At 67.4% G+C, this 25,358-nt stretch carries 27 protein-coding genes; 17 read left to right on the top strand and 10 right to left on the bottom strand.

The genetic code is table 11. The annotated features are described in order from the left end of the window. Positions 1-15 precede the first annotated feature (15 nt). Positions 16-840, bottom strand: coding sequence for a tyrosine-protein phosphatase (locus A5622_RS25765; RefSeq protein WP_066882071.1), 825 nt, complete (start codon positions 838-840; stop codon positions 16-18). Further along, positions 837-2,054, bottom strand: coding sequence for an acyl-CoA dehydrogenase family protein (locus tag A5622_RS25770; RefSeq protein WP_066868243.1), 1,218 nt, complete (start codon positions 2,052-2,054; stop codon positions 837-839). Before A5622_RS25770 ends, A5622_RS25765 begins: the two co-directional genes overlap by 4 nt. 114 nt (positions 2,055-2,168) lie before the next feature. Between A5622_RS25770 and A5622_RS25775 the strand changes: the two genes are divergently transcribed. The 4 genes from A5622_RS25775 to A5622_RS25790 all read left to right on the top strand — a co-directional run bounded on the left by A5622_RS25775 (position 2,169) and on the right by A5622_RS25790 (position 5,719). Then, positions 2,169-2,630, top strand: coding sequence for a nuclear transport factor 2 family protein (locus A5622_RS25775; RefSeq protein ID WP_066882073.1), 462 nt, complete (start codon positions 2,169-2,171; stop codon positions 2,628-2,630). A 237-nt stretch (positions 2,631-2,867) separates the two neighbouring features. Beyond that, positions 2,868-3,950, top strand: coding sequence for a Re/Si-specific NAD(P)(+) transhydrogenase subunit alpha (locus A5622_RS25780; RefSeq protein WP_066882075.1), 1,083 nt, complete (start codon positions 2,868-2,870; stop codon positions 3,948-3,950). A gap of 9 nt (positions 3,951-3,959) precedes the next feature. After that, positions 3,960-4,298 carry an NAD(P) transhydrogenase subunit alpha gene (locus A5622_RS25785; RefSeq protein ID WP_066882077.1) on the top strand — a complete coding sequence of 113 codons (339 nt, stop codon included), beginning with the start codon at positions 3,960-3,962 and terminating at the stop codon, positions 4,296-4,298. Further along, complete coding sequence (locus tag A5622_RS25790) at positions 4,295-5,719, top strand: NAD(P)(+) transhydrogenase (Re/Si-specific) subunit beta (RefSeq protein ID WP_066882079.1); 1,425 nt, start codon at positions 4,295-4,297, stop codon at positions 5,717-5,719. Before A5622_RS25785 ends, A5622_RS25790 begins: the two co-directional genes overlap by 4 nt. A 30-nt stretch (positions 5,720-5,749) precedes the next feature. Here the strand turns inward: A5622_RS25790 and A5622_RS29405 are convergent, their stop codons facing one another. Next, positions 5,750-5,875: a hypothetical protein gene (locus A5622_RS29405; protein ID WP_003874194.1), complete on the bottom strand. Its 126-nt coding sequence runs from the start codon at positions 5,873-5,875 to the stop codon at positions 5,750-5,752. 159 nt (positions 5,876-6,034) lie between these two features. On the opposite strand from A5622_RS29405, the gene A5622_RS25795 reads away from it, so the two are divergent. Beyond that, positions 6,035-6,670, top strand: coding sequence for a TetR/AcrR family transcriptional regulator (locus A5622_RS25795; protein WP_066868225.1), 636 nt, complete (start codon positions 6,035-6,037; stop codon positions 6,668-6,670). Here the strand turns inward: A5622_RS25795 and A5622_RS25800 are convergent. Next, complete coding sequence (locus A5622_RS25800) at positions 6,667-7,566, bottom strand: alpha/beta hydrolase (protein ID WP_066882081.1); 900 nt, start codon at positions 7,564-7,566, stop codon at positions 6,667-6,669. The genes A5622_RS25795 and A5622_RS25800 overlap by 4 nt on opposite strands. A 112-nt stretch (positions 7,567-7,678) precedes the next feature. Here A5622_RS25800 and A5622_RS25805 point away from each other — a divergent pair, with 112 nt between their 5' ends. The 7 genes from A5622_RS25805 (at position 7,679) to A5622_RS25835 (ending at position 16,558) form a co-directional block, all read left to right on the top strand. Further along, the gene (locus A5622_RS25805; RefSeq protein ID WP_066882082.1) at positions 7,679-8,779 is read left to right on the top strand and encodes a diacylglycerol kinase; all 1,101 of its coding nucleotides are present in this window, start codon (positions 7,679-7,681) and stop codon (positions 8,777-8,779) included. A 17-nt stretch (positions 8,780-8,796) separates the two neighbouring features. Then, positions 8,797-9,537, top strand: coding sequence for a glucose 1-dehydrogenase (locus A5622_RS25810; protein ID WP_066868231.1), 741 nt, complete (start codon positions 8,797-8,799; stop codon positions 9,535-9,537). Positions 9,538-9,591: 54 nt separating this feature from the next. Next, entirely contained in the window at positions 9,592-10,182 is a 591-nt protein-coding gene (locus A5622_RS25815) for a TetR/AcrR family transcriptional regulator (RefSeq protein ID WP_066882084.1), read from the top strand. Positions 10,183-10,276: 94 nt separating this feature from the next. Further along, on the top strand, positions 10,277-11,224 hold the full coding sequence (locus A5622_RS25820) for an aldo/keto reductase (RefSeq protein ID WP_066882086.1): 948 nt from the start codon (positions 10,277-10,279) through the stop codon (positions 11,222-11,224). A 209-nt stretch (positions 11,225-11,433) separates the two neighbouring features. Next, entirely contained in the window at positions 11,434-12,774 is a 1,341-nt protein-coding gene (locus A5622_RS25825) for an FAD-binding oxidoreductase (RefSeq protein WP_066882104.1), read from the top strand. A gap of 251 nt (positions 12,775-13,025) precedes the next feature. After that, positions 13,026-13,988 carry an AAA family ATPase gene (locus tag A5622_RS25830; protein WP_066882105.1) on the top strand — a complete coding sequence of 321 codons (963 nt, stop codon included), beginning with the start codon at positions 13,026-13,028 and terminating at the stop codon, positions 13,986-13,988. After that, a complete protein-coding gene (locus A5622_RS25835; protein WP_232003045.1) occupies positions 13,964-16,558 on the top strand; it encodes a S8 family peptidase in 2,595 nt (864 codons plus the stop codon). Before A5622_RS25830 ends, A5622_RS25835 begins: the two co-directional genes overlap by 25 nt. Positions 16,559-16,629: 71 nt before the next feature. Here the strand turns inward: A5622_RS25835 and A5622_RS25840 are convergent, their stop codons facing one another. The 4 genes from A5622_RS25840 to A5622_RS25855 all read right to left on the bottom strand — a co-directional run bounded on the left by A5622_RS25840 (position 16,630) and on the right by A5622_RS25855 (position 19,445). Continuing rightward, positions 16,630-17,175, bottom strand: coding sequence for a TetR/AcrR family transcriptional regulator (locus A5622_RS25840; RefSeq protein ID WP_066882088.1), 546 nt, complete (start codon positions 17,173-17,175; stop codon positions 16,630-16,632). A gap of 52 nt (positions 17,176-17,227) precedes the next feature. Beyond that, on the bottom strand, positions 17,228-18,061 hold the full coding sequence (locus A5622_RS25845) for a thioesterase family protein (RefSeq protein ID WP_066861512.1): 834 nt from the start codon (positions 18,059-18,061) through the stop codon (positions 17,228-17,230). Between the two features lie 15 nt (positions 18,062-18,076). Continuing rightward, positions 18,077-18,895: an SMP-30/gluconolactonase/LRE family protein gene (locus A5622_RS25850; RefSeq protein WP_066882090.1), complete on the bottom strand. Its 819-nt coding sequence runs from the start codon at positions 18,893-18,895 to the stop codon at positions 18,077-18,079. 73 nt (positions 18,896-18,968) lie between these two features. After that, the gene (locus A5622_RS25855) at positions 18,969-19,445 is read right to left on the bottom strand and encodes an SRPBCC family protein (protein WP_066861518.1); all 477 of its coding nucleotides are present in this window, start codon (positions 19,443-19,445) and stop codon (positions 18,969-18,971) included. Positions 19,446-19,576: 131 nt separating this feature from the next. Here A5622_RS25855 and A5622_RS25860 point away from each other — a divergent pair, with 131 nt between their 5' ends. From A5622_RS25860 to A5622_RS25870, 3 genes are read left to right on the top strand one after another with little or no spacing between them, the layout of a single operon-like run. Then, on the top strand, positions 19,577-20,467 hold the full coding sequence (locus A5622_RS25860) for an acyl-CoA thioesterase II (protein ID WP_066882092.1): 891 nt from the start codon (positions 19,577-19,579) through the stop codon (positions 20,465-20,467). A gap of 4 nt (positions 20,468-20,471) precedes the next feature. Then, on the top strand, positions 20,472-21,392 hold the full coding sequence (locus A5622_RS25865) for an LLM class F420-dependent oxidoreductase (protein ID WP_066882094.1): 921 nt from the start codon (positions 20,472-20,474) through the stop codon (positions 21,390-21,392). Then, positions 21,392-22,582, top strand: a complete 1,191-nt coding sequence (locus A5622_RS25870) for an acyl-CoA dehydrogenase family protein (RefSeq protein ID WP_066882096.1) — start codon at positions 21,392-21,394, stop codon at positions 22,580-22,582. The genes A5622_RS25865 and A5622_RS25870 overlap by 1 nt, the downstream gene beginning before the upstream one ends. Here the strand turns inward: A5622_RS25870 and A5622_RS25875 are convergent. Both A5622_RS25875 and A5622_RS25880 read right to left on the bottom strand, forming a co-directional pair. Next, complete coding sequence (locus A5622_RS25875) at positions 22,566-23,252, bottom strand: DUF427 domain-containing protein (protein ID WP_066861531.1); 687 nt, start codon at positions 23,250-23,252, stop codon at positions 22,566-22,568. The two genes, A5622_RS25870 and A5622_RS25875, sit on opposite strands and share 17 nt — an antisense overlap. Positions 23,253-23,297: 45 nt before the next feature. Continuing rightward, the gene (locus A5622_RS25880; RefSeq protein WP_066882109.1) at positions 23,298-23,780 is read right to left on the bottom strand and encodes a helix-turn-helix domain-containing protein; all 483 of its coding nucleotides are present in this window, start codon (positions 23,778-23,780) and stop codon (positions 23,298-23,300) included. Between the two features lie 91 nt (positions 23,781-23,871). Between A5622_RS25880 and A5622_RS25885 the strand changes: the two genes are divergently transcribed. Together A5622_RS25885 and A5622_RS25890 are read left to right on the top strand one after the other, a co-directional pair. After that, complete coding sequence (locus A5622_RS25885; protein WP_066882098.1) at positions 23,872-24,792, top strand: NmrA family NAD(P)-binding protein; 921 nt, start codon at positions 23,872-23,874, stop codon at positions 24,790-24,792. Between the two features lie 64 nt (positions 24,793-24,856). Further along, on the top strand, positions 24,857-25,358 hold a 502-nt coding region (locus A5622_RS25890; RefSeq protein ID WP_197508097.1), incomplete at its 3' end, for a CoA transferase.

A 25,358-nucleotide genomic window follows, 5' to 3' on the forward strand; every position in this document is an offset into this window, starting at 1 on the left:
CGGGTGGTCAGCGAGTCAGGCGAGCAGTTCGCCGCGCAGGCGTTCGACGTCCGCCTCGCTGACACCCGCGTCGCGTAAATAGGCGTCCAGGGACCCGAATTCGTCGTCGATCGTTTGGAAAGCGGCGTCCAGGTATTCCGGACGCACGCCGAGGACTCCGTCGGACAGCCGCGCCTCGGTGAACGTCATGACTTCCGGGGTGAGTTCGACGTCGGAGCGCTGCTTGATCATCTCGGAGATGTGGTCCCGGAGTTGGGGGACCGCGGCGTTGCTGCGCAGGTAGTCGGCGATGATGGTGTCGCGGTCGACGCCGAGCACTTCCAGCACCGTCGCGATCACGAAACCGGTCCGATCTTTGCCCGCGAAGCAGTGCGTGAGCACCGGGCGCCCGGCACCCAGCAGCGAAAAGACTTGCCGCACAGCACGTTGCGCCCCGTTGCGGGTCGGAAACTGCCGGTACTCGTCGATCATGTGACGAACGGCGGCCTCGTTGACGGCCTCGTCGGATTGGTTCGGGTCGCCTTCGAACAGCCGACGGAACGCGTGCTCGTGCGGGGCCTCGTTGTCGGTCGGTGCATCGTCGCCGAGGTCGGGAAGGGGCAGCCGGTGGATCTCGACGCCGTCGGGGACCAGCCCCGGGCCGCGCCGGGCGACTTCCTGGTTCGCGCGCAGGTCGGCGACATCGGTGATGCCCAGCTCGAGCAGCGTTGCGCGTCCGGCGTCGTCGAGCCGGCTCAGCTCACCGGACCGGAACAGCCGCCCGGGCCGAAGCGCGCTCGCGCCGTCGGCGACGTCGCGAAAGTTCCACGCGCCGGACAGTTCTCGCAACGCCTCGGTCATCCTGCGGTGACCGCCGCGGCGAAGGCCGACTGTTCGCGGCCGATCTCGGTGCGCGCGATGGTCCGCATGTGCACCTCATCGGGTCCGTCGAAGATGCGCATGGCGCGGTGCCAGCCGTAGAGGCGGGCCAGCACCGTGTCGTCGCTGACGCCGGCGGCGCCGTGTACCTGGATAGCGCGGTCGATGACGTCGCACGCGACCTGCGGTGCCACCGCCTTGATCTGCGAGACCAACAGGTGGGCGGCCTTGTTGCCGTGCTGATCGATGGTCCACGCCGCTTTTTCGCACAGCAAGCGGGCCTGGTCGATCTCGTTGCGGGACTTCGCAATTGCTTGCTGCACCAGACCCTGGTCGGCCAGCGGCCGGCCGAAGGCGATGCGGTTGTTCGCGCGGTGCACCATCAGCGCCAGCGCACGTTCGGCGCCGCCGAGCGCGCGCATACAGTGGTGGATGCGGCCCGGGCCCAGCCGGGCCTGGGCGATCGCGAAGCCGCCGCCCTCCTCACCGAGCAGATTGGTGGTTGGCACCCGCACGTTGTCGTAGATGATCTCGCAGTGCCCGTGCTGGTCCTGCCAGCCGAACACCGACGTCGAGCGCACCACCGTCACGCCAGGGGTGTCCATCGGCACCAGCACCATCGACTGCTGCTGGTGACTGGCAGCGTCGGGGTTGGTGCGGCCCATCACGATCAGGATCTTGCAGCGCGGGTCGGCCGCGCCCGAGGTCCACCATTTACGGCCGTTGATGACGTAGTCGGCGCCGTCGCGCACGATCGACGTCTCGATGTTGCGGGCGTCGCTGCTGGCGACCGCCGGCTCGGTCATCGAGAACGCGCTGCGGATCTCGCCCGCCAACAACGGCTCCAGCCACTGCTTGCGCTGCTCCTCGGTGGCGAACAGGTGCAGGGTCTCCATGTTCCCGGTGTCTGGCGCCGCGCAGTTGACCGCCTCGGGCGCGAGCTCCAGGCTCCAGCCGGTGAGCTCGGCCAGCGGGGCGTACTCGAGGTTGGTCAACCCCGATTCGGCCGGCAGGAACAGGTTCCACAGTCCCCGCTCTTTGGCCTTGACCTTGAGGTCCTCGATGACGGGCGGGACCGTGTGATCGTGTGGGCCGGCTTCTTCGCGGTATTTGTCGTATTCGGCCTCGGCCGGAAAGACGTACTCGGTCATGAAGTCGGACAGTCGCTTGTGGTAGTCGATGGCTTTGGCCGACATCGCGAAGTCCATGCCCGTCACGATAGGACACGTGTCGAGTCGCCGGGTTTCCGGTCGTCAGCGCGGTGCTTACGCCGGGGTGAAAGCGCGCCGGCGGGGCGGCACGATAGAGGCATGAGTGAAGCCCGCCCCCCGTTCCCGCCGTTCACCCGGGAGACCGCGATCCAGAAAGTGCAGGCGGCCGAGGACGCCTGGAACACCCGCGATCCCCACCGCGTCAGCCTGTCCTACACCGTCGATTCGCAGTGGCGCAATCGCGACGAACACGTCGTGGGCCGCGACGAGATCGTGGCGTTTCTGACCCGCAAGTGGCAGCGCGAACTGGATTACGCACTGCGCAAGAGCCTTTGGGACTTCTACGACAACCGCATCGCGGTGCGGTTCCAGTATGAGTGCCGCGACGCGTCCGGCCAGTGGTATCGCAGCTACGGCAACGAGCTGTGGGAGTTCACCGAGTCCGGACTGATGGCGCGGCGCGAAGCCAGCATCAACGACGTGCCGATCGAGCAATCGCAGCGGCGCTACTTCGGGCCCCGACCGGAGTCCGAACACGGCCACGACATCCCGCTTTGGTAGCAACAACGCCGGCTTGTGACCTCACAACGGTGCGGGCGCTACTGCGTCGCGCGGCGGCGGCGAACCATCGACCGGAGCGTCGATCGCCTTCGGCCGGGGTATCCCGCCTTGGGCCGCCGGAGCCGTTGACGCGTCCATGGTGAAACCTGGTTAAGGTAGCGAAGCGCGCGGCCGAGCCGGCGCCACGTCCATCGGCAGGGACAGTACGGGAAAGTACGGAAAGTAGATGTACGCGCCATGACAAATGCGCAGACGACGGTAGGAGTGGTCGCCGAATCCGGCCCCGACGAGCGGCGGGTCGCGCTGGTGCCGAAGGCGGTCGCGTCGCTGGTGAACAGCGGCGTGGCGGTGGTGGTCGAATCCGGCGCGGGGGAGCGGGCGTTGCTGCCCGACGCGCTCTACACCGAGGCCGGGGCCAGCATCGGCGACGCGTGGGCCGCCGACGTGGTGGTCAAGGTCGCGCCGCCGACCCAGGCCGAGGTCGCCAAGCTGCACAGCGGTCAGACGCTGATCGGTTTCCTCGCGCCGCGCAACGCCGAGAACTCGATCGGCGCGCTGAAGCAGGCGGGCGTGCAGGCGTTCGCGCTCGAGGCCATCCCGCGGATCTCGCGGGCCCAGGCGATGGACGCGCTGTCGTCGCAGGGCAACGTGGCCGGTTACAAGGCGGTGCTGCTGGCGGCCTCGGAGTCCACCCGGTTCTTCCCGATGCTGACGACGGCGGCCGGCACCGTGAAGCCGGCCACCGTGCTGGTGCTCGGCGTCGGGGTGGCCGGGCTGCAGGCGCTGGCGACGGCCAAACGGCTGGGCGCCCGTACCACCGGTTACGACGTCCGGCCCGAGGTGGCCGACCAGGTGCGCTCGGTGGGCGCGCAGTGGCTCGACATCGGAATCGACGCCTCCGGCGAGGGTGGCTACGCCCGTGAGCTGACCGACGAGGAGCGCGCCCAGCAGCAGAAGGCTTTGGAGAAGGCGATCAGCGGCTTCGACGTCGTGATCACCACGGCGCTGGTCCCCGGACGCCCGGCGCCACGCCTGGTCACCGCGGCGGCGGTGGAGGCGATGAAGCCCGGCAGCGTGGTGGTGGACCTGGCCGGCGAGACCGGCGGCAACTGCGAGCTCACCGAGCCCGGCCAGACCGTCGTCAAGCACGACGTCACCATCGCCTCGCCGCTGAACCTGCCGGCCACCATGCCCGAGCACGCCAGCGAGCTCTACAGCAAGAACATCACCGCACTGCTGGACCTGCTGCTCACCGACGGCAAGCTGGCCCCCGACTTCGACGACGAGGTCGTCGCGGACTCCTGCGTGACGCGGGACTGAGAGGACTACATGTACGACGAGCTATTGGCCAACCTGGCAATCCTGGTGCTGTCCGGATTCGTCGGGTTCGCGGTCATTTCCAAGGTGCCCAACACGCTGCACACGCCGCTGATGTCGGGCACCAACGCCATCCACGGCATCGTGGTGCTGGGCGCGCTGGTGGTGTTCGGCTCGGTCGAGCACCCCTCGCTGGCGGTGCAGATCATCCTGTTCGTCGCGGTGGTGTTCGGTACCCTGAACGTCATCGGCGGGTTCATCGTCACCGACCGGATGCTGGGCATGTTCAAGGGCAAAAAGAAGCCGCTGCCCGCCAAGGCCGAGAGCACGGAAGCGCCGGCCGCCAAATGAATTACCTGGTTATCGGCCTCTACATCATCTCGTTCGCCCTCTTCATCTACGGCCTGATGGGCCTGACCGGACCCAAGACGGCGGTGCGCGGCAACCTGATCGCCGCGGTCGGCATGGCGCTGGCGGTGGTGGCGACCCTGATCAAGATCCGCCACACCGACCAGTGGGTGCTGATCATCGCCGGCCTGGTGGTGGGCGTCGTGCTCGGCGTCCCGCCCGCCCGCTACACCAAGATGACGGCCATGCCGCAGCTGGTGGCGTTCTTCAACGGCGTCGGCGGCGGCACGGTCGCGCTGATCGCGCTCGCGGAATTCATTGAGACGCAAGGTTTTTCGGCCTTCCAGCACGGCGAGTCGCCGACCGTGCACATCGTGGTGGCCTCGCTGTTCGCCGCGGTCATCGGGTCGATCTCGTTCTGGGGATCGATCATCGCGTTCGGCAAGCTGCAGGAGATCATCTCCGGATCGCCGATCGGCTTCGGCAAGGCGCAGCAGCCGATCAACCTGCTGCTGCTGGCCGGGGCGGTGGCCGCGGCCGTCGTCATCGGCCTGCACGCGCATCCGGGCACCGGCGGCGCGCCGCTCTGGTGGATGATCGGGCTCCTCGCCGCCGCGGGCGTGCTGGGCCTGATGGTGGTGCTGCCCATCGGCGGCGCCGACATGCCGGTGGTCATCTCGCTGCTGAACGCGATGACCGGGCTCTCGGCCGCGGCCGCGGGACTGGCGCTGAACAACACCGCGATGATCGTCGCGGGCATGATCGTCGGCGCGTCCGGTTCGATCCTGACCAACCTGATGGCCAAGGCCATGAACCGCTCGATCCCCGCGATCGTCGCCGGCGGCTTCGGCGGCGGCGGGATCGCGCCGAGCGGCGGCGACAGCGGCGACAAGACCGTCAAGGCCACCTCGGCCGCCGACGCCGCGATCCAGATGGCCTACGCCAACCAGGTGATCGTGGTGCCCGGCTACGGCCTCGCGGTCGCCCAGGCCCAGCACGCGGTCAAGGACATGGCGGCGCTGCTGGAAGACAAGGGCGTGGAGGTCAAGTACGCCATCCATCCGGTCGCCGGCCGGATGCCGGGCCACATGAACGTGTTGCTGGCCGAGGCCGAGGTCGACTACGACGCCATGAAGGACATGGACGATATCAACGACGAGTTTGCCCGCACCGACGTCGCGATCGTCATCGGCGCCAACGACGTCACCAACCCGGCGGCCCGCAACGACGCGTCCAGCCCGATCTACGGCATGCCGATCCTCAACGTGGACAAGGCCAAGTCGGTGATTGTGCTCAAGCGGTCGATGAACTCCGGTTTCGCGGGCATCGACAACCCGCTGTTCTACGGCGAAGGCACCAGCATGCTGTTCGGCGACGCGAAGAAATCGGTGACCGAGGTCGCCGAGGAACTCAAAGCGCTGTAACGGCGGGAAAAGCGCCGCTGCGCTGGGCGGTTAGACGGGCGGGTACGCCGGCGGCGGGTAGCCGTTTCCGTCGGTGACCCCACGCAAGCCCCAGGTCAGGTACCGCATGAAGAACTCGATCTCGTCGCTTCCGTCGTAATCCGGACTCGGATCCATCGGCCCCACCTCTCGACTCATCGCGTTCGATCAGGAGTCTAGTCGCATACGCCTGCACGTGACACCCGGCGTTTTGCTTAAACTGTCCAACCAGTTAGTTGATAGCTATTCTGGGCCGCACCGCCCCTGGCCTGGCCGTACCGACGATAGTGAGAACAGATGCCCACCGACAGCATCACCCCGAACGGGCTGACCCGGCGCGAAGAGCTGCTGGCGGTTGCCACCAAGCTGTTTGCTGCGCGCGGCTATCACGGCACCCGGATGGACGATGTGGCCGACGTGATCGGGCTGAACAAGGCGACGGTCTACCACTACTACGCCAGCAAGTCGCTGATCCTGTTCGACATCTACCGTCAGGCCGCCGAGGGCACGCTGGCCGCCGTGCACGACGACCCGTCTTGGACGGCGCGCGAGGCCCTCTACCAGTACACCGTCCGGCTGCTCACCGGCATCGCCAGCGATCCGGAACGGGCCGCGGTGTACTTCCAGGAGCAGCCCTACATCACCGAATGGTTCACCAGTGAGCAGGTCGCCGAGGTCCGGGAGAAGGAAGCCCAGGTCTATCACCACGTGCACGGCCTGATCGACCGCGGCATCGCCAACGGCGAGTTCTACCCGTGCGACTCGCACGTGCTGGCGCTGGGCTACATCGGCATGACCCTGGGTGCCTACCGCTGGCTTCGCCCGAGCGGGCGGCGGTCGGCCAAGGAGATCGCCGCCGAGTTCAGCACCGCGCTGCTGCGCGGGCTCATTCGCGACGAAGCCATCCGCACGACGTCCCCGCTCGGACCCTAGGCGGGCGCGCCTTTCAGGTGCTTGTCCAGGAACGCGATCTGGTCGGCGACCACCCGCTCGAAGGCGTCGTCGACGTAGATCGCGAAATGTCCCTCGGGATATAGCTTGACCTCGCCGCGGGGCGCCCTGGCCGCGTGGCGCAGCGTGGCCGACGCGGGCGCCACCGAGTCCGCTTCGCACACGCAGAACAGGATCGGGCATTCGATCTTGGGTGTCTCGCGGCCGGGCCGATAGCTGAAGACCTGCAACGCGATTCGCGCGGCCACCTCGTTGCGCAACTCGGCCCCGTCGGGCACCAGCCGCAGGTAGCCGGCGTACGCGTCGGGGGTGTTCATCAGCGCGACCTCGCCCGGCCTACCGGCCGTCGGGACCATCACCGGCGGGCGGCCGCGGCGGCGGGCCAGCAAGTCGCGCACCACCCGGGCGGTGATGCGCGCGGCGACCAGCGGGTTGGTGATGGTGCGTGCGGACGCGAGGCCGTCGGTGAACGGGCATTGGGCGATCGCGGCGGCGATGCCCGGCAGCCGGGCCGCCGTGGCGATCACGTGGCCGCCGGCAAAACTGGTGCCCCACAACGCGATCCGGTCGGGATCGATGCCGGGCAAGGTGCGGGCGTAGGCGACGGCCGCGGCCCAGTCGGCGAGTTGCATGCCGACGTCGAGGACCTGACGCGGCCGGCCCTCGCTGTCGCCGAAGTTGCGGTAGTCGAACACCAGGCAGGCGTAGCCGGCCGCGCTGAAACGCTCGGCGTAGGCGTCCAGGCGCATGCTGCGCACCGCGCCCAGGCCGTGCGCCATCACCAGCAGCGGCGCCGGCCCGTCGCCGGCCGGCCGGTAGAGCCAGGCGCTGATCAAATCGTCGCCGGACGGGAACTGAAGGTCTTCGCGTGGTGTCATCAGCGATTGATTCTGCCCCGCGGACCGCGGCCAGTCCCGCCGGTATGCGCCCCAAATTTTATGGACTACTGTCTAGAAAAGTTGTCCAGGGTTTTCAGGGACGGAGACTGTCATGGCGATCCGCGTCGCGCACGTCGGCACCGGAAATGTCGGAGGGCTGGCCCTCGCCGAACTCATCACCAACCCGCAGTTCGAACTGACCGGGGTGTGCGTCTCGACGCCCGAGAAGGTGGGCAAGGACGCCGGCGAGCTGTGCGGCGTCGGCCTGGACACCGGCGTGGTCACCGGCGTCGCCGCCGTCGACGACCTGGACGCCATCATCGCCGCCAAGCCCGACTGCATCGTCTACTGCGCGATGGGCGACACCCGGCTGCCCGAGGCGATGGCCGACGTGATGCGCATCCTGGCCGCCGGCATCAACGTCGTCGGCTCGTCGCCGGGGCTGCTGCAGTACCCGTGGGGCGTGATGCCCGACAAGTACATCGCCCGCGTGGAAGACGCTGCCAAGCAAGGCAATTCGAGCATCTTCATCAGCGGCGTCGACCCGGGGTTCGCCAACGACCTGATCCCGTTCGCGCTCGCCGGCACGTGTCAGCGCATCGAGCAGGTGCGCTGCATGGAGATCCACGACTACGCGTCGTACAACGGAACCGAGGTCATGGACTACATGGGGTTCGCCAAGCCGATGGACGAGATCCCGATGCTGCTGCAGCCCGGCATCTTGAGCATCGCGTGGGGCACCGCGATCCGTCAGCTGGCGGCCGGCCTCGGCATCGAGGTCGACGAGATCACCGAGTCCTACCAGCGCGAGCCCGCCCCCGAGGATTTCGACATCGCGGTCGGGCACGTCGCCAAGGGCACCGTGGCGGTGCTGCAGTTCGAGATTCGCGGCATGGTCAACGGCCATCCGGCCATCGTCATCGAGCACGTCACCCGGCTGCGGCCCGACCTGCGCCCCGACCTGCCCCAGCCCGCCTCCGGTGACGGCTCCTACCGCGTCGAGATCACCGGCGAGCCGTCGTATGCGGTCGACATCATTCCCAGCAGCCGCAAGGGCGACCACAACCACGCGGCGATCGCGGGCGCCGCGGGCCGCGTCGTCAACGCCATCCCCGCCGTGATCGCGGCGCCGCCGGGCATTCGGACCACACTTGACTTGCCGCTGGTAACGGGCAAAGGCCTGTACGCACCAAGCACTTTGGTGACCACCTAAATCGAAAGGAGACCCACGTGGGTCGGGTAGACGGCAAGGTTGCGCTGATCAGTGGTGGCGCCGGCGGCATGGGAGCCGAAGACGCGCGGCTGCTGGTCGAGGAGGGCGCCAAGGTCGTGATCGGCGACATCCTCGACGACCAGGGCAAGGCGCTGGCCGACGAGATCGGCGACTCCGCGCGCTACGTGCACCTCGACGTCACCCAGCCAGACCAGTGGGACGCCGCCGTCGCCACCGCGGTCGGCGAATTCGGCAAGCTCAACGTGCTGGTCAACAACGCCGGCACCGTGGCGCTCGGCTCGCTGAAGAACTTCGATCTGGCCAAGTGGCAGAAGGTGATTGACGTCAACCTGACCGGGACGTTCTTGGGCATGCGGGCCGCGGTCGAGCCGATGATCGCGGCCGGCGGCGGCTCGATCATCAACGTGTCCTCCATCGAGGGCCTGCGCGGCGCGCCGATGGTGCACCCCTACGTCGCGTCCAAGTGGGGCGTGCGCGGGCTGGCGAAGTCGGCGGCCCTCGAGCTGGCGCCGCACAACATCCGGGTCAACTCGATACACCCGGGGTTCATCCGCACCCCGATGACCGCCCACCTGCCCGAGGACATGGTGACCATCCCGCTGGGCCGCCCGGGCGAGGTCCGCGAGGTCGCGACCTTCGTGCTCTTCCTGGCCAGCGACGAGTCGTCCTACTCCACCGGCAGCGAGTACATCATGGACGGCGGCCTGGTCACCGACGTGAATCACAAGGAGTTCTAGGCGGCCCATGCGGCCGCCGACGCTATAAGTGACCGGTCGGCTAATATCGGTGGCATGCCCCGCCCACCAAACCCGGACGTGCCGCGCCGGCTGTTGGCGGCAGGGCTGGATCTCGTGCATGCGCGTGGGTTCGCGGCCAGCGGCGTCAAAGACATCACCGACGCCGCCGGCGTGCCGAAGGGGTCGTTCTACGCGTACTTCCCCAGCAAAGAGGCGTTTGCCGCGGCCATCCTGGAGCACTACTGGGCCGATATCGAAGCGCGCCTGGTGCCCATCCTGGAGGCGGACGGGCCGGCGCGGGAGCGAATCACCCGCTTCTTCCATGCGCTCGCCGACGAACACGAAACCGGCAACTTCCTGCTCGGCTGCCTGGTCGGCAACCTCTCGCTCGAGCTCGGGGGATCCAGCGACCAGGTCCGTGCCGAGCTCGTCCGCATTCTCGACCGCTGGGATACGGCCATCGCGGAATGTGTGCGGTCCGGCCAGCGTGGATCGGGCGAGATTCGCGCGGACCTTGATGCGGAGCAACTGGCGGCCCAACTGATCGAGGCGTGGGAAGGGGCGGCCCTACGCGGCAAGGTGACCCGCAGTCGCGGCCCCTACGACCGCTTCGAGGCGGTCACGGTCCCGGCGCTCCTGGACTGATGGTTAAGACCGGGAATGTCGGCACCGGCCGCGCCTGTTAAATAGACGACTGGTCAGTTATAAACCAGGTGACAAGCGAGGAGGCCGGACCGCCATGACATCGAACGAGAATCTCAGTCAACGCAGAATCGTCCTGAACAACGGCGGGGAGATTCCGGCGCTCGGGTTCGGGACTTCGCTTTCCGATAACGGCAGGACGCGCGAGGCCGTCAAAGCCGCGGTCGAGGTCGGGTTCCGCCACCTCGACGCTGCGGAGCGTTACCGCAACGAAGCCGAGGTGGGTGCGGCGCTCAAGGAGCTGTTCGCCGACGGGACGGTCCGCCGCGACGAGCTGTTCGTGACCACCAAGCTGTGGAACAACAACCACCGACCCGAACGGGTGAAGCCCGCGCTGCAGGCGAGCCTTAACAGGCTCGGGCTGGACACGGTGGACCTGTATCTGGTGCACACCCCGTTCGCGTTCCAGCCTGGCGATGACCAAGATCCCCGCGACATCCACGGCGCCGTCATCTACGACGACGGCGTCACCCTGGAGGAGACGTGGGCCGCGATGGAAGCGCTTGTGGACGAAGGCCTTACGAACGCAATCGGGCTGTCCGACATCGACGCCGAAGGCGTCCGAAGGATAGTCGAGACCGCCCGCATCAAGCCGGCGGTCGTCCAGGTCGAGTCGCACCCGTATCACCCCCAGTGGGAACTGCACGGTTTGCGCGACACGGACGGAATCATCCTGTCGGCGTTCGCCTCGCTGGGGCACGCGCTGGAACCGCGGCTCCTCGACGACCCTCTCATCGTGTCCATCGCCCGGCAGTTCGGCAAGACTCCCGCACAGGTGCTGCTGGCCTGGGGAATTCAGCGGGAAAGCGCGGTTCTCACGGCATCCGTGACGCCGGCACGCATCCGCGAGAACTTCGACGTCACCGCGCTTCCCGAGAGCGCGATCCAGGACATCAATGAGCGCCTGCAAACTCGGCACCGGTTCAATTCCGTTGTCGACGCGGGGCAACCGGGATTCGCCGAGGTGCCCCAAGGCAGTGGATAGGGTCGAGCGATGAAGGCGATGGCGGGGGTCGGCCGCCTTGCGCCAGGCGGGTTTTCGGCATGTCGGTCCCGTCGTCGCCCACTCGTTCGTGCAGGCCGTGGGAATCGGAACGGCCATGTCGATGGGTGCTTCCGCGCGGTGCCGGGCTGAACCTGGACAACACGCGGCCGGTGCAAGCGTCTTGCGTCGTCGGTGCTATAACCGCGAGCATGCTGCGCAGCCTGGCGAGCCTGGTCGGATCGAACCACGTCGTCACCGATCCCGACGTGCTGGCGGCCCGCAGCGTCGACCACACCGGCCGCTACCGCGGCAAGGCGAGCGCGCTGGTGCGGCCCGGCACGGCCGAACAGGTCGCCGAGGTGCTGCGGGTGTGCCGCGACGCGGGCGCGCACGTGACCGTGCAGGGCGGCCGGACATCGCTGGTGGCCGGCACGGTTCCCGAGCATGACGACGTGTTGCTGTCCACCGAACGGCTGCACGCCGTCGCCGACGTCGACACCGTAGAACGCCGCATCGAGGCCGGCGCCGGAGCCACGCTGGCCGCGGTCCAACGGGCCGCCGCCGCAGCCGGTTTGGTGTTCGGCGTGGACCTGGCCGCGCGTGACACCGCGACCGTGGGCGGCATGGCGTCGACGAACGCCGGCGGCCTGCGCACGGTCCGCTACGGCAACATGGGCGAGCAGGTGGTCGGCGTGCAGGTGGCGCTGCCCGACGGCACACTGCTGCGCCGGCACAGCCGGGTGCGCCGGGACAACACCGGCTACGACCTGCCGGCGCTGTTCGTGGGCGCGGAGGGCACGCTGGGCGTCATCACCGAGCTGGATCTGCGGCTGCACGCCACCCCGTCGCACCGGGTGACGGCGATCTGCGGATTCGCCGACCTCGACGCGCTGGTGGCGGCGGGCCGGGTGTTCCGCGACGTGGAAGGCATCGCGGCCCTGGAACTGATCGACGGCCGCGCCGCCGCGTTGACGGCCGAGCATCGCGGCGTCGGTTCACCGGTTGAGGGCGAGTGGCTGCTGCTGGTGGAGTTGGCCGCCGATCACGACCAGACCGAGCGACTGGCCGAGCTGCTCGACGACGTGCCGATTTCTGGCGAACCCGCGGTCGGGGTGGATCTCGTTGCGCAGCAACGGTTGTGGCAGGTGCGCGAATCGCTGGCCGAGGTGCTCGGCGTGTACGGACCGCCGCTGAAATTCGACGTCTCACTGCCGCTGTCGGCGATCAGCGAATTCGAAAGCCACGCGGTCGATTTGGTGCACACGCATGCCCCCGACGCGCTGCCGGTGCTGTTCGGCCACATCGGCGAGGGCAACCTGCACCTGAACGTGTTGCGCTGCCCGGCCGACCGGGAGCGGGTGCTGTACGAGCCGATGATGGACCTCATCGCGCGCTCCGGCGGCAACGTCAGCTCCGAACACGGCGTCGGCAGCCGCAAGCGGCCGTATCTGGGGATGTCACGCGAGGCCGCCGACATCGCCGCGATGCGGACACTCAAGGCGGCATTGGACCCGACGGGTTATCTGAATGCGGCGGTGCTGTTCGACTAGCGCCACCCCATTATTTAAGGGTTGGTACGAGCTTTTTCAGTTTTCGAAGCTGCTTGGACACGCTCGCCCTATACGTCCGCGGCACAGGGCGCGGCCAGCATGCGGCAGCATCGATTTGCGACGGCTAACGACGTAATCGCGGTGCAATAAACGTGCACGTCATAGACGACTTGTGGGTTTGGTCTGACATGATGCAGTCAGCGACACGCTAACGCAAGAGCTTGGCGGTGTACACCGATGAAGGAGGGACTGTGGCGAGGTCTGACTTAGTCATCGACTTGGTCGAGGCTCAGCAGCGTGGCGATAACACACGGTTCCGAATGCTGGTGGAAGCAATCATCGCCGAGGAACGCAACAACCAACACCATTTGGTCGCCGACCGCCTCTCAGAGCTGATCACCACCACGGGTGCGCGTGGCCTCCTGGCACGTGATGACTCTGCTCGCAGGGTGTCTGACCTTGTCCAAGAGGTGGTTCCCAAACGGCGCCTCGTCGACGTTCAGATGGAACCGCGCGTCTCATCAGCCGTCAACGAGGTCATCGAGGAGCATCACCGCAGCGAGCTTCTCCGCAGTCATGGCATCGAGCCGCGCAACCGGATTCTGTTGGAGGGACCACCGGGCAACGGCAAGACATCGCTGGCTGAAGCTATTGCCGCCGAGTTGATGGTGCCGTTCTACGTGGTGCGATACGAGGGCGTCGTGTCCAGCTTCTTGGGCGAGACCACGACTCGACTCGATCACGTCTTCGAGTTCGCGCGGACCCGGCGGTGTGTTCTGTTCTTCGATGAGTTCGACACCATCGCGAAGGAGCGTGCCGACGCCCACGAGACCGGCGAGATCAAACGTGTCGTCTCTACGTTGCTCCTGCAAATCGACCGACTGCCGTCGCATGTCGTCGCGATCTGCGCCACCAACCACGGTGAGCTTCTCGATCGCGCCGCGTGGCGAAGGTTCCAGCTACGACTGCCGCTCGAGCCTCCCTCCCGCGCGCAAGCTACGGCTTTCTTGGAACGTCTGCGGATAAAGCTGGGCGGCAGCCTTGGGCAGTCTCCGCGGACACTCGCCGACAAGTTGGCCGGAGCTAGCTACGCTGAGATCGAGGAGTTCGCCCAGGACGTGATACGCCGCTATGTCCTGTTGCTTCCCGATGGACGCATCGAAGACGTTGTGCGCGAACAGCTTAAGCAATGGCACGCCCTGAGGAATTCGTGACCTCACCGCGGCCGCCACTTTCGTTCGGACCGCCGATCGCGGGCCAGATACCCACCGGCTCACCGCGATTCCCCGGCCCCGGCGTGTCTGGGCCAAGCCCTGCACGCCAGCGACAGCGGCTCGAACCTCAATTCAGCGCTCTTCAGCAGGCGCTCGACGCGGCTCGAGTCGATATTGCCGGCGAGACCGCCGAGGCCGATCCGGAATTGGTGGTCGTCTTCGACCTTGCCGGTACTGTCGCGCAGTTCGCCCGCGCCGCCCAGCAGGTCCCCGGCCTGGAGTTCCTGCTCGAAGTTGATGGCGACGAGTTCGAATCTGACGACGACTTTCACTTCGTTCGAGACGACGAACCCACCACCGAGCGCGTCAACGACAGTCTGTACGTCGTGATGTCGAACGCCCAAGCTGTTGCTCAGCTGCTATCACTATTTGAACAATGGCAACAGAATCCGCGGGTGCGGATGCCGCGTGGTCTCGCTCCGCTGCGCAACGTGTTCGCTCTTTTGCGGGAAGTCCGCCGGTGGGGCTCTCAAGACCGTGTCCGTGAAACCGGACTACTCGAGCAGTGGCACGAGACCATCGACATCGTCGGGCAATCAGCCACTTTCGCGCGAGTCGAAATCGAACTCTGGTACCGCCGAGACCCGGCCCGCCGGACTCAGGCCCAATCCGACGTCACCGCGATAGTTGCTGAGACAGGCGGTCGAGTCATCAGCCAAGCGACAATCGAAGCGATCGACTACCACGCAATTCTGGCTGACATACCTTACGGCCAAGTGGAATCCGTCGTGCAGCAGGGACCGGATGCGATCGCATTGCTGACCACCGACAGCATCATGTACGTCTCGCCCGCACGCCCGATGTCGATCCCTGGCTTCGCCGCGACCGATGAAGACCTCGATCCCGAGCAATTCGCTATCACGCCGACAAACAACCTTCCGCGGATAGCACTGCTTGACGGCCTGCCGATGGCCGGCCACATCGCCCTCACCGGGCGACTCATCATCGACGATCCGGACCAAATCGCCGATGGTTACACGAGTTCCAGGATGCACCATGGAACGGCAATGGCATCCCTGATCTGCCACGGCGACCTCAACGACGATGGACGACCAAGCGCCAGACGTGTCTACGTTCGGCCGATCATGCAGCCCCACCCTGTCTTCGACGACCGGGAGACGGTGCTGCCCAACCGTCTCCTCGTGGATCTGATCCACCGAGCCTTTCGCCGCATGTTCGAAGGCGACGGTTCTGCTCCGCCTCAGGCCCCCAGCGTGCGCGTGGTAAACCTCTCCATCGGCGACCCCATTCAGATGTTCATCCGCCGGATCAGCCCACTGGCGAAGCTGCTCGACTGGCTTGCGCACCGCTACAACGTCGTCATCCTCGTCAGCGCAGGCAATCACGATATCGGCGTCACCGTCCCGGCTGCGGTAATCGCGGATGCCGAGGCGTTACGGCGGTCGGTGGCCAACGCCATGTACGAGCGGGCCCGGCATCGTCGCATCCTGTCCCCGGCGGAGGCGATCAACGTTCTGACGGTCGGCGCCCTTCACCTCGACGCAGCAGCTACGCCCACCAGCGACACTGTCCTCGACGCCGCCGGGACCGGTATGCCGGCGCTCTATACTCCTGTGGGGTTTGGGCATCACAACTCAGCCAAGCCCGATGTGCTACTACCCGGTGGACGCAGCTTGTACCAACGTCCACTTGCCGCTGAAGGCGATACACAGCTGTCTCCGGCCGAAACGACAGTTACCGGGCCGGGGATCCGCGTCGCCGCACCTGGCACGGCTGGCGCGATCACGGCGACGGCCTATACCCACGGGACCAGCAACTCCACCGCCCTGGCCACGAGGACCGTGGACGGCATCTTCGACGTCCTCGAATCGCTTCAGCCGCAACAAGGCGAGCCGTCCTATCCGACACCGGAATATCACCCTGCGCTGGCGAAGACCCTACTTGTGCACGCCGCGGCCTGGGGACCTCTCAGGAACGAGATCGAACAGGTCATTGGCAATGGCAACCTCGACCGCCGCCGCATCTCACGCCTCCTCGGATACGGAGCGGTGCAGACCGAACGCGTGGCCACCGCCGCTTCTAACCGCGTGCTTCTGCTCGGTGCAGGATCGATCTCAGCGGATCAACGCCAGACGTTCACACTTCCCCTCCCGCCAAGCCTGGCGGCGACTACCGAGTGGCGACGGCTGACCATCACCGTTGGGTGGATTTCCGAGGTGAACCCCCGAACCCGGAAGCATCGCATGGCCCGGCTGTCGTTCGACCCACCGGGAGAGCACCTCGGTGTGTACCGGACCGAAGCCGAGTATTGGGTTGCCAGAGCCGGAACCGTTCAGCACGAGATTCTCGAAGGCGACCGCGCTGTAGCCTTTGCCACCGGCGAGGCTCTTGAGATCAACGTCGACTGCCGCGTCGATGCTGGCCGTCTAGCCGCACCGGTCCGGTTCGGTATAGCCGCCACCCTCGAAATCGCCGCCACAGTCCAAGCTGACATTCACGCCGAGATTCGCCAACAACTCCGGATTCGACTCCAGGAAAGAGCACGATAGCCACGACAGCTCGTTGGTAGACAGCGAGTGCCTCAGGGACATTTCCGTGATGATGCCTCTGAACCCGGCGACTAGCTGCCCTTGATCCCCACGGCATGCCGCAGCTGCGCCAAGAACTGATCCGCATCATCGCTTCGCACGATGTAGTGCGAGATCGCGATCCGGATGACCGTCGCCGCCTTCACCGCCGCGTTGGGCCCGGGCAGGTGGCGCTGCAGGCCCTCGCGCATCTGCGGGATGACCCAGGAGAACTGGGCGATGGTGTGCTCGGGCTCGACGTCGACCATCCGCACCCCGGAGTACGAATGCTGGTATTCGACGATGAACCGCAGCACGGCGTCGAGCTTGTCGACGCCCTTCAGGCCGGCGGTGGCCTTCACCAATCCGCTTTCGAAGATCTGGCGCTCGTAGGCCGAAAACGCCGACAGCAATTCCTCTTTGGAGGCGAACCAGCGATACAGCGTGGGGCGGGAAACCCCGGCCTGCGTGGCGACGTCGGACAGGCTGAGCTTGGTCTTGCCGTTACGGCCGAGCACCTCGGCGGTGGCCGCCAGAATCCGCTGACGGGTCGAGGTGTCGGTGTCGGCGATCGTCGTCGCCCGGGCCGGCTGGCTCATGATTCAGACTTTTCGAAGTGTCGCCGAGGTGTCACGGTCATTCGCTCCCACGTTAGGCCCGAGGCGGGCGCCGGCGCACCAGCACCGACTGCTGGATGGCGCCGACCGCGCCCTGCTCGTCGAACAACGTGCCGATGGTCGTGCCGATGCCGTCCGGCCCGTAGCTGGTCTCCGCCCGGATGCCGATCCAGTCGCCGTCGGGAACACGAAACACATGCACCGCCAGATCAGTGTTCAGGAACGTCCATTTGGTGATGTCGAGCTTGCTGCCGATGCCGTTGGCGCAGTCGGCCACCGCGAACAGCCGTTCCAGCTGCGTCATGGACTCGCCGTTGACCAGGTCGACGGTCGGGTTGATCCAGGATTCGCCGGGGCCTTCGCTCAGCGGCTCGGTGAGCCACAGCCACTCCAAGCTGTGCACATAGTTGCGGTCCCAGTCGCGCGCCTTCAGGTTGCGGTTGAAGGCCTCGGCCCGGGGCCGGGGCAGTGGCGCCGCGGCGTGCGCGATCGGTTCCGTGTCCTGGTGCTGCAACCGCCACCCGCTGGCGCGCGCCACCGGCCGCGGGGCGCCGTCGGGACCGGGGGCCAGCATTTCGGCGCCGAGCAATTCGATCTGCTTGCCGGGGCGCTGCACGTCGGCGCGCACCCACAGGTCGCCCTCGGCCGGGACCCCGCCCAGCAGGTCGATGACCACGCGGGACAGCCGGGTGTCGTCGCGCTGCTCGCACCGCTCCAGCGCCCGGACCAACAGCGCCGATACCGGACCGCCGTGCTGGATCGCCGCCGACCAGGTGCCGCGCGCCAGATCGGTCGCCCTGAACTTCTCGCCCAGCGCGGCGGCGTCATCGCCGGCCGGGTCGATCAGCTCGTAGTAGGCGTCGGTCATCGTCAACCTCTCGGGTCAGGGCAGGCCGGCGCCGGGGGTGGTCACCGTGACCGCGTCCAGCCGCGAAAGCCGCGTGCCGGCCAGGCGCTGAGGATAGGCCTCCGTGCTCGACAACAAAAACAGCGTGCGGCGCTGCGGACCGCCCAGCGCGCAGGCGATGGCGACCCGCTCGCCCATGTCGATGCGATCGGTCACGTCGCCGCCGGCCACGATCCGCTCGAACTGGTGGGCCAGCGTCATCGACGCCCACACCCCACCCTCGGCGTCCAGCGCGATGCCGTCGGGCGGCCCGTCCAGGCCGTCGGCGAAAACCCGTCGGTCGGACAGTCCGCCGTCGGCGCCGATGGAGAACGCGGAGAGCCGCCGGCCGGTCGACTCGGCGACGATCAGGGTCTTGCGGTCCGGGGTGATCGCCATCCCGTTGGGGAAGTCGAGGTCGTCGGCCACGACGGTCGCGTTGTCGTCGGGGTCGAGCCGGATGATGACGCCGCCGTGCAACGCCTGGCAGCCGATGTAGGCGCGGCCCGCGTCGTCGATGACCATGTCGCCGAGGTTGGCCGGCGCCACGTCCGCGAGATCGGCGATGGTGACCACGGTTTCGCCGTCATAGCGCAGCACCTGCCGGTCCTCGGTCGAGGCGATCAGCAGCGACCCGTCGGGCCGAAAGCCCAGGCCGGACGGCGAATGCCCGGGCAGCGGCAGCGTGGTCAGTGATCCGCCCATGGTCGCGGTGTGCACCGCCTCGCCCAGCATGTCCGAGAACCACAGCAGGCCCTCGAACCAGCGCGGGCCCTCGCCGAAGCAGAAACCGTTGGCCAGCGGCTCGGGGATCATCGGTCCCCGCCTGGCGCGTCGCGGTCTGCTTTACAAAACACCGAAAAAGTGTCATGCACCGCGGGTGTCGGTGTCAATCTGCCGATCGGGCGAGCTCGCGGGCGACGGCCTGGTGATAGGCGTCGATCTTGGCGGGATTGGCCTGCATGAAGAGCTGATCGGGCAGCGGGGCGTGCTTGTACGCCTCGATCGTCATGGTGCGGGAGAACAGCGTGACGTCCTGCCCCGGCCTGGTGAAGTGGTAGGAGACCGTGATGCGCCCCTCCATGCCGCCGTTGCCGTCGCGGTCATGGCCCAGGCGGCCGACCGAGGTGAACACGAACCGCGTCGGGCGCACCGCGGCGGCCAGCTGCCAGGTGAAGACCCGGTCGCCGTCGGGGCCGGCCTCCTCCCAGGTGTCACCGACCTTGAGCGGGAGCTGCGGCAAGTTGGCGATGTGCGCGCTGCCGGGATAGGTCTTGGTCCAGTTCTGCGGATTGGTGACGAAGTCGTACACCGTTTCGGCGGACTGGGTGAACGCGGTTTCCGAGGTGGTGGTCACGATACCCAATTGGGTTGCCTCCCTAGGCTTTCGGCCGTCTTACCGGTGCGGCGGACTGGCGTCTTGTTAGCCAAGCTTTACAAATCCTACTCAAAGTGTCACGCTGAGCGCTGAGCTGCGAGCGCGAGAGGTGAACGGGATTGACGAAGGCGTCTGAGGAATCCGCGCAGACCGAGTGGACCGTGCAGGGCCTGCTGGACCTGTTCGACGTCCAGGAAGACGGGCAGGACAAGTTCACCGGCGAGACCGGCATCGCGGCGGGCGACGAACGCCAGGTGGTGGAGGGCACCCAGGTGCTGGCGCAGGCGATCGTCGCGGTGGCCAAACGCTTCCCCGACAAGTCGGTGCGCTCGGCGCACGCCGTCTTCTCGCGCGCGATCACCGTCGGCCCGCCCATCGAACTGGTTCTCGACGTCGTGGCCGAGGGCCGCTCCACCGCCACCGCGGTGGTCGCCGTGCATCAGAACGGCCGGCGCTGCCTGAGCATCACGGTGCTGGCTGACGTGCCCACCGACGACGTCATCCGTCACCACCTGCCGCGCCCCGACGTCGCCGGCCCGGCGGACGCGCACCACTCGCCGATGCCGATGGTCGGTCGCGAGCTGCGCCTCGTCGACGTCGTCGACGTCAACAGCCCCGACGAGGTCGGCCCGCCGGAGCTCTATGCGTGGCTGCACTACGACCCGATCCCCACGCGCGACGAGTTGGCCAAGGCGCTGCTCGCGTACTTCACCGGCCACCTGGGCATCTCGACCACCATGCGGGCGCACGAGGGCATCGGCACCGCGCAGGCCCACCTGACCGTGTCGACCGCGCCGATGAGCATCTCGGTCGCCTTCCACGAACCCGTGGACTGGACCGGATGGCTGCTCTACACCCACGAGAGCACCCAGGTCGGTGCGGGCATGTCATACGTGCGCGGGACCGTGCACTCCGAAGAGGGCGAGCTGCTGGCCTCCTTCGCCCAGGAGGCGCTGATCCGCCCGCTGCGCACCAGCGACACGGCGATCGACTCCCGCGCGCGGTTCTAAGGCCATGCGGTTCACCATCACCCACCCGATGCACAGTCATCCGTACAACCCGGAGCTGGTGAGCGGGGACGGGATCGGCAAGGTGGCCGCCGCGACCGAGGCGGCCGGAATCCACGGTTTCGGCTTCACCGACCATCCGGCGCCCTCGCAGCGCTGGCTGGAGGCCGGCGGACACGATGCGTTGGATCCCTTTGTCGCCTTGGGTTTCGCGGCGGCGACGACGTCCACGCTGCGGCTGATCCCGAACATCGTGGTGCTGCCGTACCGAAACCCGTTCGTGGTGGCCAAGTCCGGCGCCACCCTGGACCTGCTCTCGGGTGGGCGGTTCACGCTCGCGGTGGGCGTGGGTTACCTCAAGCGCGAGTTTGCGGCCCTGGGCGTCAGCTACGACGAGCGCGCCGAGCTGTTCGAGGAGTCGCTGCAGGTGATCCGGGCCATCTGGACCGGCGACGATATCTCCTTTGACGGCAAGCATTTCAGCGCGCGTGGCATTACCGCGCATCCCCGCCCGGTCAGCGATCCGCACCCGCCGATCTGGATCGGGGGCAACACGTCGTCCTCGCGGCAGCGGGTGGCCCAGTACGGCGACGGGTGGTGCCCGTTCCCCGCGCCGCCGCAGCTGGCCCAGACGGCCGGCACCGCCGTCATCGACTCCGTGCAAAAGCTCGCCGACGGCATCGACGACCTGCGACGCAGATGCGATGCCGCGCAACGGGATTGGTCGTCGATCGACATCACGTTCACCAACTTCGAGGGCGGCAGCATCACCGACGACGACTTCAACGCCGACGCCTACCTGCACGGCTTGGAGAAGCTGGAGAAGCTGGGCGTCACGTGGGTCAGCGTTCACCTGCCCGGTGACAGCCTGACGCACGCGCTCGAAACCCTCGACCGGTTCCGCACCCTGGTCATCGACGCGGCCTGATGGACTTCTCCCGCGTCGACCTTTCGCCCGAGGATCAGAAATTCCTCGATGAGACCCGGGCGTTCATGGCCGAACACGTCACCGACGAGGTGCTTCGGCGCGATCGTGAGACCGGTGAAAACTTCAGTGAGCCGGTGCATCTGGCGCTAGGCGAAGCGGGTTATCTGACGTCGGACTGGTACCAGGAGTCCGAAGGGGGATTCGACCCGGTGCGCCGGCGAATCTTCCACCTCGAGATCGGTCGCGCCCACACCCCGTGGTTTCACTGGGGCACCACGGCGGTGGTCGCGCGGTTGGTCAAGCAATTCGGCGCGCCCGAACTCGCCGACGCGATCCTGCCGGGCGTGCTGTCCGGGGAGATCCGGCTCTGCCTGGGCTACACCGAACCCGAGGGCGGCTCCGACGTCGCCACCTGCAAGACCCGGGCCGTGCGGGAGGCGGATGGGTCTAGCTGGATTATCAATGGCTCCAAGATGTTCACCTCGAACGCGCAGAACGCCAAGTACGTCTTCCTGCTCACCAACACCGATCCGCAAGGCCCGAAACACAAGAACCTCACCATGTTCCTGGTGCCGCTGGATTCGCCAGGCATCGAGATCCAGGGCATCCGCACGCTGGACGGTGACCGCACCAACATCGTCTATTACAGCGACGTGCGGGTCGATGACCTGTACCGGATCGGTGAGGTCAACGGCGGCTGGACGGTGATGCGGTTCGCCCTCGACGCCGAGCACGGCATCACCGACCCCCAAGACCATGGCCTGCAGAACATTTCGATGCTCTCGGAGCACGGCCACCTGATGGCCGAGGTGGCCGACGGGGTCGCGGCGATTCTGTCGAGACCCGATGCGGCGGGCCGGCGGCCGATCGACGACGACGCGATCAAATACCGGTTCGGGCGCAGCATGGCCCGCATCGAGGCCGCCATGTCCACCCCCGGAATGTATGGGCGGGTGGCGCTCATCCAGACCATGCGTGAGGTGTCCCAGGAACTGATGGACCTGCTCGGGACGGCATCGGCATTGCCCACCGACACACCGGGTTCGGCGGACTTCGCCGATAATGGTGCCATCGAGTTCATCTTCCGGCACGCCGTGCCCGCCGGCATCTACGGCGGCACCATGGAGGTGTTCCGCAATATGATCGCCCAGCACGAGCTGGGGCTCGGGCGTCCTAGCTACGGGCGCTGACCGGCAGTTCGGCCGTCACTTCGACGCGGGTCTCGTCGAAACTCAGAAACCCCGTGATGGGCAGGCTTTCCGGCGGCGGGCCGGGGTAGCTCCACGCGACGTCGGCCACGACATGGTCGCCCGAGGCGAACGACCAGTACGTCGCGAAACCTTTGTAATTGCAGTAACTCTCGGTCTCGGAGCGCCGCAGCAGATCGGTGCGCACGTGAGCCGGGTCGACGTAGAGCCGCGGGGCGAGCGCGGTCTCGAACACGATCACCGTGTCGTCGGTGTCCACCAGCGTGGCGCCCTCGACGCGGACGCGCAGGCGCCGCCGGGTCGGACGGCAATCGACGCGGTGATAGGGATTGGGCGGGTAGTGCACGAGCCTGCGGCCCTCTTCCAGCCAGGTGTCGACCGCGTCCCAGGGCACCTGGACGAAACCCGGCGCTTCGGGTTCGGGCTCGCTCGGTAGGTCGCCGACCTCGTCGGCGGCGAAGGCGTAGCTCAGCGGCCGGCCCCGGCGGTGCACCATCAGCGCCCGCTCGGTGTCGATCACCACCCGCCCGTCCTTGACGGCCTGCACCCGCCGGGGATGCGGTTCGACGTAGACGACGTCGTCGGGGATCGCGGGCGAGAAGCGTCCCGCGGGATCGCTGCTGAGCGGACCCCGCCCGGCCACCAGACTCATGTGTGCCTCCCGGTTGCTTGCCCTCGCTCTAGCCAATCATGGGCGTCACCGTGACGGGGCGGGGGAGCGTTGGATCCGGATGTCGGCCGAGCGCTTTCCCGGTGCGCCGGTGTCGGTGGTCACGCGTACCCCGACGGCCCGGCCGGTCTCGGCGTCGACGAACGCCAGCCTGGTGGGACCGTCTTGCAGGTAGGCGTCTCCCCACTGCACCAGCGCCATGAACACCGGCAGGAAGTCCTCGCCGGCCTCGGTCAGGCGGTACTCGTCGCGGGCGCGCTGCCCCGGCTCGCGATAGGGAACCCGCGCGACGATGCCCGCCGCCTCGAGCTGCTTGAGCGCCCGCGATACCGCCGGTGCCGACGTCGCGATGCGTTCCACGAAATCCTCGAACCGTGTTGTGCCGAAGAACAATTCGCGGACCACCTGGAACGCCGTCTTGGTGCTCAGCAGTTCGAGGACCTTCGACATCGAACAGCCCTCACCGATCGACCACTGCCGGCGATCCTGCAGCCGGTTCTCGAACTCCATCACGATCCCCTTTTGGCTAACGCTTGCGTTATCCAGCATATCGTGCTTGTATCTTACTAACGACATCGTTAGTCAGCAGGGAGCTAGGAAAATGTCATCGGATCAGCTGTTCCTCATCACCGCGGCGACGGGCAATACCGGTGCGCCCACCGTCGAGTTTCTGCTCGCCGCCGGGCACCGGGTGCGCGCGTTCGTGCACCGCATCGACCAGCGCTCCGAGGCGCTGGCGGGCCTGGGCGCGGAGATCGTCGAGGGTGACCTGCTCGACTTTCACGCCGTCAGCTCCGCGATGACCGGCGTCAGCGCCGCCTACTTCTGCTACCCGATCGCCCCGGGCAGCCTGCTGCCGGCCACGGCCATCTTCGCCCAGGCCGCCAGCGAGGCGGGAGTTCGGGCGGTGGTCAACATGTCCCAGATATCCGCGCGGCGTGAGGCGAAAAGTCATGCCGCACAGCAGCACTGGATCGCCGAGCGATTGCTGGACCGGTTCGCCTTCGGCACCACTCATCTGCGTCCGACCTTCTTCGCCGAGTGGCTCAAATGGCAATGGTCGCGCAGCGGCGACGAGGGCGTGCTGCGGCTACCGTTCGGCACCGGGCGCCACGCTCCCATCGCCGGGCGCGATCAGGGCGGCGTCATCGCGGCCATCCTGCAGAACCCGGCCCCGCACGATCGGCAGATTTATCCGCTGGTGGGCGCCCAGGAACTCGACCACTACGGGATCGCCGAGCAGATGTCGGAGGCGCTCGGCATCGCGGTGCGCTACGAGCCGATCGGGATTCCCGCCTTCGCCGCGGCGCTGACCGCGCAGGGCCGCCCGGAGTTCTTCGTCCAGCACCTCAGCAGCGTCGCGCAGGACTACCAGGACGGCGTCTTCGCGGGAGAGAACAACCTGGTCGAGGTGATCAGCGGGCGCAGCCCGATGACCGTCGCCGACTACGTCGACACCAACCGCGCCGCCTTCGACCACGACGGCAGCTTCGCGGTGCGCCAGGCGCGCGCGGCGAGCTGAGGCCGCACCGCCGAATCGGGGGCATGCGTGCGCCCCGGCGCGCCGACAGGGTAGGAACTTACCCATGGCGGGACCGGTAGCAGGCGTCAAAGTCGTCGAACTCGGGGTCTGGGTGGCCGGGCCGGCCGCCGGCGGCATCCTGGCGGACTGGGGCGCCGACGTGATCAAGATCGAGCCGCCCACCGGTGATCCGGCGCGCATGTTCGGCCGCATGCTGGGCTGCGATCTGGGCCTGAACCCACCGTTCGAGATGGACAACCGGTCCAAGCGCAGCGTGGTACTGGACCTGGGCACCGACCCGGGCCGCGCCACCGCCCTCGAATTGCTCTCCGACGCAGACGTTTTCCTGACCAACGTGCGCCCCGGCGCCCTGCAGCGCCTCGGCCTGGACTTCGAGTCGGTGTCGGCGGCCAACCCCCGCCTCGTTTACGGGCTCATCACCGGATACGGCGAAAGCGGGCCCGACGCCGATCGCGCCGCCTTCGACGTGGCCGCCTTCTGGTCGCGGGCCGGGGTGGCGCACCTGCTCACCCGCCCCGGCGACACGCCCCCGTTCCAGCGCGGCG

Origin of the sequence: Mycobacterium sp. 1245801.1 (assembly GCF_001673055.1) — a bacterium.
Classification (GTDB): Bacteria; Actinomycetota; Actinomycetes; order Mycobacteriales; family Mycobacteriaceae; genus Mycobacterium; species Mycobacterium europaeum_A.

Coding starts and splice junctions, on each gene's coding strand:
- A5622_RS25765 (WP_066882071.1), bottom strand. CDS start 840: ATGACCGAGGCGTTGCGAGAACTGTCCGGCGCGTGGAACTTTCGCGAC.
- A5622_RS25770 (WP_066868243.1), bottom strand. CDS start 2,054: ATGTCGGCCAAAGCCATCGACTACCACAAGCGACTGTCCGACTTCATG.
- A5622_RS25775 (WP_066882073.1), top strand. CDS start 2,169: ATGAGTGAAGCCCGCCCCCCGTTCCCGCCGTTCACCCGGGAGACCGCG.
- A5622_RS25780 (WP_066882075.1), top strand. CDS start 2,868: ATGACAAATGCGCAGACGACGGTAGGAGTGGTCGCCGAATCCGGCCCC.
- A5622_RS25785 (WP_066882077.1), top strand. CDS start 3,960: ATGTACGACGAGCTATTGGCCAACCTGGCAATCCTGGTGCTGTCCGGA.
- A5622_RS25790 (WP_066882079.1), top strand. CDS start 4,295: ATGAATTACCTGGTTATCGGCCTCTACATCATCTCGTTCGCCCTCTTC.
- A5622_RS29405 (WP_003874194.1), bottom strand. CDS start 5,875: ATGGATCCGAGTCCGGATTACGACGGAAGCGACGAGATCGAGTTCTTC.
- A5622_RS25795 (WP_066868225.1), top strand. CDS start 6,035: ATGCCCACCGACAGCATCACCCCGAACGGGCTGACCCGGCGCGAAGAG.
- A5622_RS25800 (WP_066882081.1), bottom strand. CDS start 7,566: ATGACACCACGCGAAGACCTTCAGTTCCCGTCCGGCGACGATTTGATC.
- A5622_RS25805 (WP_066882082.1), top strand. CDS start 7,679: ATGGCGATCCGCGTCGCGCACGTCGGCACCGGAAATGTCGGAGGGCTG.
- A5622_RS25815 (WP_066882084.1), top strand. CDS start 9,592: ATGCCCCGCCCACCAAACCCGGACGTGCCGCGCCGGCTGTTGGCGGCA.
- A5622_RS25820 (WP_066882086.1), top strand. CDS start 10,277: ATGACATCGAACGAGAATCTCAGTCAACGCAGAATCGTCCTGAACAAC.
- A5622_RS25825 (WP_066882104.1), top strand. CDS start 11,434: ATGCTGCGCAGCCTGGCGAGCCTGGTCGGATCGAACCACGTCGTCACC.
- A5622_RS25835 (WP_232003045.1), top strand. CDS start 13,964: ATGGCACGCCCTGAGGAATTCGTGACCTCACCGCGGCCGCCACTTTCG.
- A5622_RS25840 (WP_066882088.1), bottom strand. CDS start 17,175: ATGAGCCAGCCGGCCCGGGCGACGACGATCGCCGACACCGACACCTCG.
- A5622_RS25845 (WP_066861512.1), bottom strand. CDS start 18,061: ATGACCGACGCCTACTACGAGCTGATCGACCCGGCCGGCGATGACGCC.
- A5622_RS25850 (WP_066882090.1), bottom strand. CDS start 18,895: ATGATCCCCGAGCCGCTGGCCAACGGTTTCTGCTTCGGCGAGGGCCCG.
- A5622_RS25865 (WP_066882094.1), top strand. CDS start 20,472: ATGCGGTTCACCATCACCCACCCGATGCACAGTCATCCGTACAACCCG.
- A5622_RS25870 (WP_066882096.1), top strand. CDS start 21,392: ATGGACTTCTCCCGCGTCGACCTTTCGCCCGAGGATCAGAAATTCCTC.
- A5622_RS25875 (WP_066861531.1), bottom strand. CDS start 23,252: ATGAGTCTGGTGGCCGGGCGGGGTCCGCTCAGCAGCGATCCCGCGGGA.
- A5622_RS25880 (WP_066882109.1), bottom strand. CDS start 23,780: ATGGAGTTCGAGAACCGGCTGCAGGATCGCCGGCAGTGGTCGATCGGT.
- A5622_RS25885 (WP_066882098.1), top strand. CDS start 23,872: ATGTCATCGGATCAGCTGTTCCTCATCACCGCGGCGACGGGCAATACC.